Genomic DNA, 11,642 nt, shown 5'->3' with positions numbered 1-11,642 from the left:
CCATTTAAAAAGGAGATTGTAGAATGTCTGGTTTACGGGAAAAATTAATTCATTTAGCACATTGTCCATCTGTTAATTGGAAACAAATTTTTACGCTACTTCAACAGAATTCTTCATTACAAAATCTCTACGAGTACTCTCCATCACAGCTTCAAAAACTATTGACTCTCTCGATTGAACGTGCTAATCAAATAAAAAAAGATTTGCAAACTATTCCAATACGAGATATTCTAGATAAATATGACGCTGAGAATATTCGATGTGTCACCATCTTAGATGATGAATATCCTGAACTTTTGCGCCATATTTATGATCCGCCTTGGGTATTATTTGCAAGGGGGAACTTGTCTCTTCTACACGCTCCGGCAAGCTTAAGTGTTGTAGGAACAAGAAATCCTACTTCATATGGAACTGCAGCTTTAACTCGTATTGTTAAGCCGATGCTGCATGAAGAATTTGTCGTTGTGAGTGGGCTAGCCTTAGGAATTGACCAGGCTGCTCATGAACTGGCTATCGCTGAAAAAGCTAAAACGATTGCAGTTTTAGGCGGAGGGTTTTATAATATTTACCCAAGAGGAAACCAAAATTTAGCAAGAGAAATTGCGCAGCATCATTTGCTGCTTTCTGAATATGCCCCGTTTATGAAGCCGACGAAATGGTTTTTCCCTCGCAGAAACAGAATCATTAGCGGATTAACAGGAGGCACGTTGGTGGTGCAAGCAAAAGAAAGAAGTGGATCTTTTATTACCGCCGACCAGGCGCTTCAGCAAGGAAGAGAAGTATTTGCCATACCGGGTTCTATTTTTGAAGAAACATCATGTGGAACGAATAAGTTAATCCAATTAGGGGCAAAACTTGTGCAAAGCGCTGCTGATATTACAGATGAAATGATGTATATAAGATGAATGTTTCAAAGTAGTCATATTCTTGCATGGTATGAAATACTAGTGAGATACGTAGGAAAATCGTATGACTTATCTTTTTGACATTTGACAAACAAGAACCAAGTATTTAATAATAATGAAGATTTTATTCTACCTCTTGAGGAGGAACAAATAGATGTCTGACTACCTAGTAATTGTAGAATCGCCTGCAAAGGCTAAAACAATTGAACGTTATTTAGGAAAGAAATATAAAGTAAAAGCATCGATGGGACATGTTCGCGATTTACCTAAAAGTCAAATGGGAATTGATATTGAACAAGATTACAACCCGAAATATATTACAATTCGCGGGAAAGGCCCGGTTTTAAAAGAACTAAAAACAGCGGCTAAAAAAGCAAAAAAGATTTACCTAGCAGCCGATCCAGACCGTGAAGGAGAAGCGATTGCATGGCATTTGGCGCACAGTTTGGATGTAGACATTGCATCGGACTGCCGCGTAGTGTTTAACGAGATTACAAAAGAAGCGATTAAAGAATCTTTTAAACATCCACGAGCAATTAATATGGATTTAGTAGATGCTCAACAAGCACGACGTATTCTTGACAGGCTGGTTGGCTACAATATCAGTCCATTGCTGTGGAAAAAAGTGAAAAAAGGATTAAGTGCCGGAAGGGTTCAATCAATTGCAGTGCGGTTAATTATTGATCGTGAAAAAGAAATTGCAAAGTTTATCCCAGAAGAATACTGGACGGTAAAAGCAACTTTTCAAAAAGGGAACGACCAGTTTGAAGGCCAGTTAATCGAATATCAAGGGAAAAAAGTAGAGCTATCGAATGCAGATGATGTAACCAACATTGTTAAACAATTAGATGGAAACGAATTTTCAATTTCTAAAGTAACAAAACGTGAGCGAAAGCGTAATGCGGCTCCGTCTTTTACCACGTCTTCATTACAGCAAGAGGCAGCGCGGAAACTGAACTTCCGAGCGAAAAAAACGATGATGATTGCGCAGCAATTATATGAAGGAATTGATTTAGGAAAAGAAGGTACAGTAGGTCTTATCACGTATATGCGTACCGATTCTACTCGTATTTCAGAAACAGCTCAAACAGAAGCTAGAGATTACATTACGAACGCGTACGGAAATCAGTTTGTGGCAACGGAAAAGCGTAAAGAAAAGAAGAATTCAAATGCGCAAGATGCCCACGAAGCGATTCGTCCAACTTCAGCTCTTCGTAAACCAGGAGAGGTAAAAGAGTTCTTATCGCGTGATCAGTATCGACTGTATAAGTTAGTATGGGAGCGCTTCGTTGCTAGTCAAATGGCACCTGCCATTATGGATACAATGGCTGTAGATTTGAAAAATGGAGACGTAACATTTAGAGCGAACGGCTCAAAAGTTAAATTTCCAGGCTTTATGAAAGTGTATGTTGAAGGCAATGATGATCAAGTGGAGGAAAAAGAAAATCTTCTTCCAGACTTAGAAGAAGGAGAAGTAGCTTATTCTAAGGACATCGATGAAAAGCAGCATTTCACACAGCCGCCGCCAAGATATACAGAAGCTCGTTTAGTTAAGACATTAGAAGAGCTAGGCATTGGCCGACCGTCTACATATGCTCCAACACTTGATACGATTCAAAAGCGCGGATACGTAGCGCTCGATAACAAGCGTTTTGTTCCAACAGAACTTGGAGAAATTGTACTAGAGCTTGTATTGGAGTTTTTCCCGGAAATTTTAGATGTAGAGTTTACAGCTAAAATGGAAAACGATTTGGATGAAGTGGAAGATGGCAATGTTCAATGGGTGCGTGTTATTGACGAATTTTACAGTGATTTTGAAAAACGCTTAGAACATGCTGAAAAAGAAATGCGCGAAGTGGAGATTAAAGATGAACCTGCCGGAGAAGACTGTGAAGAATGCGGTTCACCTATGGTATACAAAATGGGACGCTACGGAAAATTTATGGCATGCTCTAATTTCCCTGACTGTCGCAACACGAAGCCAATTGTAAAAGAGATTGGCGTAAAGTGTCCGAAATGTGAAGAAGGAAATATCGTTGAGCGAAAATCGAAGAAAAAGCGTACATTTTATGGCTGTGATCGATTCCCGGGCTGTGACTTCGTATCTTGGGATAAACCGATTGCAAGAAAATGTCCGAAATGTGAAAATCTGCTTGTAGAGAAGAAACAGAAAAAAGGAACTCAAGTCGTCTGTACAAGTTGTGATTATAAAGAGGAAGCTCAGCAGTAAAAGAGAATGGGATGAATTCCCACACTTTAAATTTAAAAATAGCAGTTATATAAGATGCGGCGACATTGCTTCATGTGCTAAAATGGAAACGTTATTAGCGACATTGAGTAATGTCGCATTTTCTTTGTCCCGTTAAAAAAGGAAAAGACAAGTGAATGAATAAGCAAAATGATAGAAAAGATAGAAATGAAGTTGGAGGATTTACAATGAATGAACAAGTAATTAATGTTATTGGAGCAGGTCTTGCTGGAAGTGAAGCAGCTTGGCAAATCGCAAAGCGCGGTTTGAAAGTCCGTCTTTATGAGATGAGACCAGTAAAGCAAACACCTGCTCATCATACGGACAAATTTGCTGAATTAGTATGTAGTAATTCACTGCGTGCGAATACATTAACAAATGCAGTGGGTGTGCTAAAAGAAGAAATGCGATTATTAGACTCTGTCATTATTCGTTCAGCAGACGAGTGTGCGGTTCCAGCAGGTGGAGCACTGGCTGTTGATCGTCACGAATTTGCCTCTCGTGTGACGGAAAGCGTTAAAAACCATCCGAACGTAACGGTTGTTAATGAAGAAATTACGGAAATTCCACAGGGACCAACTGTTATTGCAACAGGTCCGCTAACGTCAAAAGATTTATCGGAACAGCTGCGCGCGTTAACAAGTGAAGATTATTTATATTTTTACGATGCGGCTGCACCTATTATTGAAAAAGACAGCATTGATATGGATAAAGTATATCTTAAATCTCGCTATGACAAAGGGGAAGCTGCCTATTTAAACTGTCCGATGACAAAAGAAGAATTCCAGCGCTTTCATGAAGCATTAATCAATGCAGAGACGGTTCCTTTAAAAGAATTTGAGAAGGAAATTTATTTTGAAGGATGTATGCCGATTGAAGTAATGGCTTCACGCGGAGAAAAAACAATGCTCTTTGGACCAATGAAACCAGTTGGGTTAGAAGATCCGAAAACAGGAAAGCGACCTTATGCAGTTGTTCAGCTTCGTCAAGATGATGCAGCAGGTACACTATATAATATTGTAGGTTTCCAAACACATTTAAAATGGGGAGCACAAAAAGAAGTATTAAGCTTAATCCCAGGTTTAGAAAATGCAGAAGTAGTACGCTACGGAGTTATGCATAGAAATACGTTTATTAATTCTCCTAAATTGTTAAAGCCTACGTATCAATATCGCGAGCGTGATGACTTATTCTTTGCTGGACAAATGACGGGAGTAGAAGGATATGTAGAATCAGCTGCGAGCGGATTAATGGCAGGAATGAACGCGGCTCGACTCGTGCTTGGTGAAGAATTGGTTGTATTGCCGCAGGAAACAGCGATTGGCAGTATGGCTCACTATATCACACATACAAACGCCAAAAACTTCCAGCCGATGAATGCCAACTTTGGCTTATTCAAAGAATTGGAAGTGCGAATCAAAAACAAACAAGAACGAAATGAAACGCTGGCTAAACGAGCATTGGAAACTATTCAGAATTTTACAACAAAATAATCAAAATTGTTTGCAAGGGCTACTTAATTGTGATAATATTTAGTAGCCCTTGTGAGGTGATAACATTGGAATTTGTTAAAGATGTATTAAATTCCTTTCTAGAATATTTACAAATTGAGAAAAATTATTCAAAATATACAGTTGACTGCTATGAAAAAGACATAGGTATCTTCATGTCTTTTATGCAGGAAGAGCAAATACAAAACCTACAAAGTGTTACATATGCTGATGCAAGGCTGTTTTTAACACGCCTATATGAAAAGCAGTATTCAAAAAGATCGATGTCACGCAAAATTTCTTGTTTGAGAACGTTTTATCGTTACTTAAATAGAGAAGAATTAGTAGAAGATAATCCATTTGCGCTCGTTACCCTTCCTAAAAAGGAAGAGAGAAATCCTCGCTTCCTGTATGAAGAGGAGATTGTGAAATTATTTCAAATGAATGACTTAACAACTCCGTTAGGGCAGCGTAATCAGTCTCTCTTAGAATTGCTGTATGCCACCGGAATACGAGTGAGTGAATGTGCATCTATTAAGCTTAGCGATATAGATTTTTCACTTCAAACTTTGCTCGTATATGGCAAAGGGAAAAAACAACGGTACGTGCCATTTGGCTGTTATGCCAAGGACGCTCTTAGAGTATATATAGATAATGGAAGAAAGCTTCTTTTAAAAAAGGCTCCTTCTGATACTCATTCGCTCTTTTTAAATTATAAGGGGACACCGTTGACAGACCGAGGCATACGCTTAGTCATTGATCAGTTAGTAAAGAAAACCGCTGAGAATATACATATTAGTCCACACGTTTTGCGGCATACTTTTGCGACTCATATGTTAAATGAAGGGGCAGATTTACGTACAGTTCAAGAAATGCTAGGTCATGAACATTTATCAACCACTCAAATATACACACATGTGACGAAGGATCGTTTAAAGGCAGTTTATATGAATCACCATCCTCGCGCATAAAAGGAGGAGTTAATTTGTCTACTTTCCATGCTACTACGATTTTTGCAGTTCAGCATAACGGTCAATGTGCCATGTCTGGGGACGGACAAGTAACGTTTGGAAATGCTGTTGTGATGAAACATACTGCTCGAAAAGTAAGACGTCTATTTCAAGGGCAAGTTCTTGCCGGCTTTGCAGGTTCAGTAGCTGATGCATTCACTCTTTTTGAATTATTTGAAACGAAGCTTGAAGAGTATAACGGAAATCTTCAGCGTGCAGCCGTGGAGCTTGCTAAACAATGGAGAAGTGACAAAGTATTGCGAAAGTTAGAAGCAATGCTTATTGTTATGAACAAAGATAACTTACTGTTAGTATCAGGAACGGGTGAAGTTATTGAACCGGACGACGGCATTTTAGCAATTGGATCAGGCGGAAATTATGCTTTATCAGCGGGACGTGCATTAAAACAACATGCAGGCGAACATTTAACAGCTAAAGAAATTGCAAAAGCAGCTTTAGATGTAGCAAGTGAGATATGTGTTTATACAAATGATCATATTATTGTAGAAGAACTGTAGGAAAGGGGATTTTTTTATGAATTCTCATTTAACACCTCGACAAATTGTAGAAAAGCTCGATCAGTATATTATTGGTCAAACGAAGGCAAAGAAAGCGGTCGCTGTTGCGCTGCGAAATCGCTATCGCCGCGGTCTGCTAGACGAATCTTTACGTGATGAAGTTGTGCCGAAAAACATTTTAATGATTGGTCCTACAGGTGTGGGTAAAACCGAGATTGCACGCCGCTTAGCTAAGCTTGTCGGTGCACCTTTTATTAAGGTTGAGGCAACAAAATTTACGGAAGTTGGATATGTAGGACGCGATGTGGAATCAATGGTTCGTGATTTAGTGGAAACGTCAGTTCGACTTGTGAAAGAAGAAAAAATGAACGGCGTGCGTGATCGTGCAGAAGAAAATGCAAACAAGCGGATAGTGGAGCTTCTTGTTCCAAGCAAAAAGAAGCAGCAATCGTTTAAAAATCCGTTTGAAATGATTTTTTCAAACGGTACACAGTCAAGCGATGCGGATCCTGATCAAGATGAGGAAACGAATATTGCAACGAAGCGCAAGCAGATTGCTCATCAGCTTGCTCTAGGAGAGCTTGAAAATCATTATGTCACAATTGAAGTAGAAGAGCAACAGCCTTCTATGTTTGATATGTTACAAGGTTCGGGTATGGAACAAATGGGCATGAACATGCAGGATGCCTTAAGCAATTTTATGCCTAAAAAACAAAAAAAGCGCAAACTTACTGTTAAAGATGCACGAAAAGTATTAACAAATGAAGAAGCGCAAAAATTGATTGATATGGATGAAGTGACGCAAGAAGCTGTGAATCGTGCAGAACAATACGGAATTATTTTCATTGACGAAATTGATAAAATTGCTCAAAAAAGTGGTAATTCATCTTCCGCTGATGTTTCACGTGAAGGCGTGCAGCGAGATATTTTACCAATTGTAGAAGGATCAACGATTGTTACCAAATATGGTGCAGTCAAAACTGATCATGTTTTATTTGTAGCAGCTGGCGCTTTCCATGTATCAAAACCGTCGGATTTAATTCCAGAATTGCAAGGTCGATTCCCAATTCGCGTTGAATTAACGAAGCTAACCGTTGAAGATTTTATAAACATTTTAGTAGAGCCAGATAATGCGTTATTAAAGCAATATGCGGCATTATTGGAAACTGAAGGTATACAAATTGAATTTTCTGACGATGCTATACGTAAGATTGCAGAAATTGCATATCAGGTAAATCAAGATACAGACAATATTGGTGCAAGAAGGCTTCATACGATTTTAGAACGTTTGCTAGAGGATTTATCGTTTGAAGCACCAGAAGTAACATTAGAGAAAATTGTGATTACTCCGCAGTATGTGGAAGAAAAATTAGAAAAAATCGCTAAAAACAAAGATTTGAGTCAATTTATTTTATAGAACTGAAATCGCAGGAGGAAGAGTACTAATGGATTTATTAGGGAAAACTAGAAAGATTAATGCAATGCTACAAAAAGCAGCTGGTAAACCAGTAAACTTTAAAGAAATGGCTGAAACACTTTGCGAAGTGATCGAATCAAACGTATTCGTAGTAAGTCGTCGCGGTAAATTATTAGGAATCGCTGTTAAACAGCAAATTGAGAATGCGCGCATGAAAGATATGTTAGAAGCACGCCAGTTCCCAGAAGAATATACTCAAAGCCTATTTAACATTCAAGAAACATCTTCTAATTTAAACATTGAAAGTCAATATACAGCTTTCCCAGTTGAAAATAAAGACTTATTTGATGCAGGACTAACAACAATCGTTCCAATTATCGGAGGCGGAGAGCGTCTAGGTACGCTTGTACTATCTCGTTTAGACCGTCAGTTCGAAGACGATGATTTAATCCTTGCTGAATACGGTGCAACGGTAGTAGGTATGGAAATTCTTCGTGAAAAAGCAGAAGAGATTGAAGAAGAAGCGCGTAGCAAAGCTGTTGTACAAATGGCAATTAGCTCATTATCATACAGTGAGTTAGAAGCTATTGAGCACATCTTTGAAGAGTTAAATGGAAATGAAGGACTATTAGTCGCAAGTAAAATTGCTGACCGCGTTGGAATTACACGTTCAGTAATCGTAAATGCGCTACGTAAATTAGAAAGTGCTGGCGTTATTGAATCACGTTCGCTAGGAATGAAAGGAACTTACATTAAAGTTCTTAACAACAAATTCTTAGTAGAGCTTGAAAAATTAAAATCTAACTAAGTTTATGAACCAAAAAGCACACGGGCAAAGCCCGTGTGCTTTTTTTATATGCTCTCAGTATGAAAAGGTTCGCTCTGGGTTAAGACGATTCGTTCACTATTTTTATAAATCTTTAACAAACTTCATATAAAAATCTAAAAATTATATTATAGAATCTTTAAATAGTAAAAAGATACTAGTTGATTACAAATCGTTACTTTTATTACATATTGTTCAGGACTTATGGTATGTATTTTGATTTTAAATTAAAAAAATAGAGCTAAAGTACAGCATTGATGTTAAAATATGCTTGGAAATCGAATGAAAATTTTGGTTTATAGTCCAAAAGTTCTTAAAAAAGGATAGACATTGCATGAAGTTTTTCTTACAATAAGTTCTATGGTACTAAAGTCGAAATTTGTCTCATTTTTGAGAAAAATAGAATAGGTAAGCAGGTGTAAGAATTGAGTTTGTTTTCAACTACTTTTCAAACAATTGAAAATGGAATTAGCTACGCGTCACAAAAGCAGCACACGATTGCACAAAATATCGCAAACGTTGATACTTCAAATTATAAATCGAAAACAGTATCGCGTACGAGTGAATTTCGAGATTTATTACATAACGAGTTAGAAGCATATCAGACTGATTCTAAGCATATTCCATTTTCTAATTCATCACAGAGAGTGATTACTCAGCAAGGAAACACTTCCTATCAAGCAAATGGAAACAATGTGGATATGGATAAAGAAATGGCGGATATGGCTGAAAATCAAATTTACTATGAAGCACTGGTAGATCGTTTAAATGGAAAATTTAATTCTCTTCAAACTGTCATAAGAGGAGGTAAATAAGTGTGACTATTTTTCAAAATATGAATATTACATCTTCAGCCTTAACTGCCAATCGTTTAAGAATGGACGTGGTGTCATCTAATGTGGCGAACGCTGAAACGACAAGAGGGACGTACGTTAACGGGGAATGGCAGCCTTATAAAAGAAAAATGGTTGTCATGCAGTCTGATCGTTCGCCTTCTTTTTCGTCCTTTTTGGACTCGGAAGTCAATAAAAACCAAAACAATGGTGTAAAAGTCACAAACATCGTTGAAGATAATACGCCTTTTAATTTGGTATACAATCCAACCCATCCAGATGCGAATGACCAAGGGTATGTGCAGATGCCAAACGTAGATCCTTTAAAGGAAATGACAGATTTGATTAGTGCTACTCGATCCTACGAAGCGAATGTGACGGTTTTTAATACAAATAAAAGCATGTTAACAAAAGTATTAGAAATTGGAAAATAAAGGAGTGATAAAATGATTAATAGCATCAGCAATCAAGTAGCAATCGCAAAAACAGCAGCCCCTACTAGCACTGGACAAACAACGCAACAGTTTTCAACGTTTTTAAAAGACTCAATCAATGAGTTAAACAATACTCAACGCGCTTCGGATATAGCGACTGAAAAGCTTGCTAAAGGAGAAAATATTGAACTCCAAGATGTAATGATCACTGCTCAAAAAGCAAGTATTACGATGCAAACGGCTCTTGAAATACGCAATAAAGCTGTTGAAGCCTATCAAGAAATGATGAGAATGCAAATGTAATTGAGCGGTTATTAAAGAAAATGAAAATAGTAATAACCGGAGGAATACCATGAATGAAAAAATAGCTCTCTATCGAGATAAGATGAAAGCCTTTTGGAATAACCGTAAAAAAGGACAGAAGATAGCTCTTATCGCTGCTCCTCTTGCGGCTATTCTAGTCATTAGTTTAGCATCTGTTTTTTTAAACAAGGATAAATTTGTCCCTCTTTATAGCAATCTATCGGCTCAGGAAACAGGACAAATCAAAGCAGAACTTGATGCTAGAAGTGTTCCTTCAGAAATATCTGATAACGGAACAACCATTTCAGTGCCTGAACAAAGCGTTGACTCGCTAAAAGTCGATTTAGCTGCACAAGGAATTCCTGATAGCGGAAGTATTGATTATTCGTTTTTTGGGAAAAATGCGAGCTTTGGGATGACTGACAATGAATTTGATGTGTTAAAACTTGATGCAATGCAAACTGAGTTGGCTAACTTAATGAAAAACATTCAAGGAGTCAACGATGCAAAAGTAATGATTACCCTTCCCAATGAAAGCGTATGGGCGAATGAAAAGCAGGGAGAAGCATCAGCATCGATTGTGCTCAACACGAAAGCTGGGTATAAGTTTGATGATCAACAAATCAAATCTCTTTATCATTTAGTCTCAAAAAGTGTACCAAACCTTCCTACAGACAATATCGTCATTATGAACCAGTATTTTGAGTATTTTGATTTAAAAGGTAACGAAACCAATTCCACTTCTAACTCATTTGCTTCGCAAAATGAAGCGAAAAAAGAAGTTGAGCGAGATATTCAGCGTCAAGTACAGCAAATGCTAGGAAGACTGGTCGGTCAAGACAAAGTAATGGTCTCTGTTACAGCAGATCTTGATTTTACACAGGAAAATCGCGAAGAAAAGCTAGTAGAGCCTGTTGATAAAGATAATATGCAAGGAATTGCCGTTAGCGCTGAAAAAATTAATGAAACATTTTCTGGTAAAAATGCTCAAGATGGTGGCGTTGCTGGAACAGGAGAAGAAGATACAACAAATTACTCATCTAGTACAACAAGTGGAGACGGAGACTACGAAAAAAACGAAGAACGAATTAATTATGAAGTGAATCGAATTCATAAAGAAATCGTCGAAAGTCCATACAAAATTCAAGACCTTGGCATTCAAGTAATGATAGATCCGTCCAATGCAAAAGGGAAATCACAAGTGTCCAATACGCTTGAGTCAGACGTTCAAAAAATGTTAGGTACAATTGTCCGTACTTCTATTTCAAAAGATGCAAATACGAAAGCTCTTTCGGATAACGCGGTCAGCGATAAGATTACCGTTTCTGTTCAGCCGTTTAATGGACAAGAAACAGCTGACAACACAGCAAGTTCGATTCCATTGTGGATGTATATAATCGGAGGAGCACTGCTGCTTATCATTGCTGTTCTTATTGTGCTATTAGTTAGAAAAAGACGTCAAAACTTAGATGAAGAGGAATATGATGAAGAGTATGTTGAAACATTTGAAGCATACGAAGCGACACCAAAAGCCTCTGTTGTCAGTGCCGAGCAGCAAACAAAAAATAATCTTGAAACGTTAGCGAAGCAAGACCCGGAAGAGTTTGCAAAACTGCTGCGAACATGGATTAGTGAAGATTAGGAGGAAAGCTAGTGGT

General features: G+C 37.9%; 11 protein-coding genes. All 11 read left to right on the top strand.

Annotated elements, in window-relative coordinates; genetic code table 11:
• Nucleotides 1-23: 23 nt before the first annotated feature.
• The 11 genes from dprA (at nucleotide 24) to fliF (ending at nucleotide 11,626) form a co-directional block, all read left to right on the top strand.
• Nucleotides 24-905 carry a DNA-processing protein DprA gene (dprA, locus tag NST66_RS20270; protein ID WP_033579776.1) on the top strand — a complete coding sequence of 294 codons (882 nt, stop codon included), beginning with the start codon at nucleotides 24-26 and terminating at the stop codon, nucleotides 903-905.
• 154 nt (nucleotides 906-1,059) lie between these two features.
• A complete protein-coding gene (gene topA, locus NST66_RS20265) occupies nucleotides 1,060-3,135 on the top strand; it encodes a type I DNA topoisomerase (RefSeq protein WP_340843674.1) in 2,076 nt (691 codons plus the stop codon).
• A 206-nt stretch (nucleotides 3,136-3,341) separates the two neighbouring features.
• On the top strand, nucleotides 3,342-4,646 hold the full coding sequence (gene trmFO, locus NST66_RS20260) for an FADH(2)-oxidizing methylenetetrahydrofolate--tRNA-(uracil(54)-C(5))-methyltransferase TrmFO (RefSeq protein WP_028411436.1): 1,305 nt from the start codon (nucleotides 3,342-3,344) through the stop codon (nucleotides 4,644-4,646).
• 65 nt (nucleotides 4,647-4,711) lie between these two features.
• Nucleotides 4,712-5,614 carry a tyrosine recombinase XerC gene (gene xerC, locus NST66_RS20255; RefSeq protein ID WP_014458427.1) on the top strand — a complete coding sequence of 301 codons (903 nt, stop codon included), beginning with the start codon at nucleotides 4,712-4,714 and terminating at the stop codon, nucleotides 5,612-5,614.
• A 14-nt stretch (nucleotides 5,615-5,628) separates the two neighbouring features.
• Complete coding sequence (gene hslV, locus NST66_RS20250; RefSeq protein ID WP_013058884.1) at nucleotides 5,629-6,171, top strand: ATP-dependent protease subunit HslV; 543 nt, start codon at nucleotides 5,629-5,631, stop codon at nucleotides 6,169-6,171.
• Between the two features lie 16 nt (nucleotides 6,172-6,187).
• Nucleotides 6,188-7,588, top strand: a complete 1,401-nt coding sequence (gene hslU, locus NST66_RS20245; RefSeq protein WP_013084801.1) for an HslU--HslV peptidase ATPase subunit — start codon at nucleotides 6,188-6,190, stop codon at nucleotides 7,586-7,588.
• Between the two features lie 28 nt (nucleotides 7,589-7,616).
• Nucleotides 7,617-8,396: a GTP-sensing pleiotropic transcriptional regulator CodY gene (gene codY, locus NST66_RS20240; protein WP_013058882.1), complete on the top strand. Its 780-nt coding sequence runs from the start codon at nucleotides 7,617-7,619 to the stop codon at nucleotides 8,394-8,396.
• Nucleotides 8,397-8,839: 443 nt separating this feature from the next.
• Nucleotides 8,840-9,229 carry a flagellar basal body rod protein FlgB gene (gene flgB, locus NST66_RS20235; RefSeq protein WP_340843673.1) on the top strand — a complete coding sequence of 130 codons (390 nt, stop codon included), beginning with the start codon at nucleotides 8,840-8,842 and terminating at the stop codon, nucleotides 9,227-9,229.
• Nucleotides 9,230-9,231: 2 nt separating this feature from the next.
• Nucleotides 9,232-9,681 (top strand): flagellar basal body rod protein FlgC, encoded by a 450-nt coding sequence (flgC, locus tag NST66_RS20230; RefSeq protein WP_221779311.1) that lies wholly within the window; start codon nucleotides 9,232-9,234, stop codon nucleotides 9,679-9,681.
• A gap of 12 nt (nucleotides 9,682-9,693) precedes the next feature.
• Nucleotides 9,694-9,984, top strand: coding sequence for a flagellar hook-basal body complex protein FliE (gene fliE / locus NST66_RS20225; protein ID WP_221779310.1), 291 nt, complete (start codon nucleotides 9,694-9,696; stop codon nucleotides 9,982-9,984).
• Between the two features lie 49 nt (nucleotides 9,985-10,033).
• The gene (gene fliF / locus NST66_RS20220; RefSeq protein ID WP_340843672.1) at nucleotides 10,034-11,626 is read left to right on the top strand and encodes a flagellar basal-body MS-ring/collar protein FliF; all 1,593 of its coding nucleotides are present in this window, start codon (nucleotides 10,034-10,036) and stop codon (nucleotides 11,624-11,626) included.
• The last annotated feature ends 16 nt before the right edge of the window (nucleotides 11,627-11,642 follow it).

It is taken from the genome of Priestia sp. FSL W8-0524 (assembly GCF_038005965.1).
GTDB classification, from domain to species: domain Bacteria; phylum Bacillota; class Bacilli; order Bacillales; family Bacillaceae_H; genus Priestia; species Priestia zanthoxyli.
This window is presented reverse-complemented; position numbering and strand designations above follow the sequence as displayed.

Bases quoted from the DNA above. Each gene is read 5' to 3' on its own strand.
- trmFO (WP_028411436.1), top strand. From the start codon at position 3,342: ATGAATGAACAAGTAATTAATGTTATTGGAGCAGGTCTTGCTGGAAGT.
- codY (WP_013058882.1), top strand. From the start codon at position 7,617: ATGGATTTATTAGGGAAAACTAGAAAGATTAATGCAATGCTACAAAAA.
- topA (WP_340843674.1), top strand. From the start codon at position 1,060: ATGTCTGACTACCTAGTAATTGTAGAATCGCCTGCAAAGGCTAAAACA.
- fliF (WP_340843672.1), top strand. From the start codon at position 10,034: ATGAATGAAAAAATAGCTCTCTATCGAGATAAGATGAAAGCCTTTTGG.
- hslU (WP_013084801.1), top strand. From the start codon at position 6,188: ATGAATTCTCATTTAACACCTCGACAAATTGTAGAAAAGCTCGATCAG.
- fliE (WP_221779310.1), top strand. From the start codon at position 9,694: ATGATTAATAGCATCAGCAATCAAGTAGCAATCGCAAAAACAGCAGCC.
- dprA (WP_033579776.1), top strand. From the start codon at position 24: ATGTCTGGTTTACGGGAAAAATTAATTCATTTAGCACATTGTCCATCT.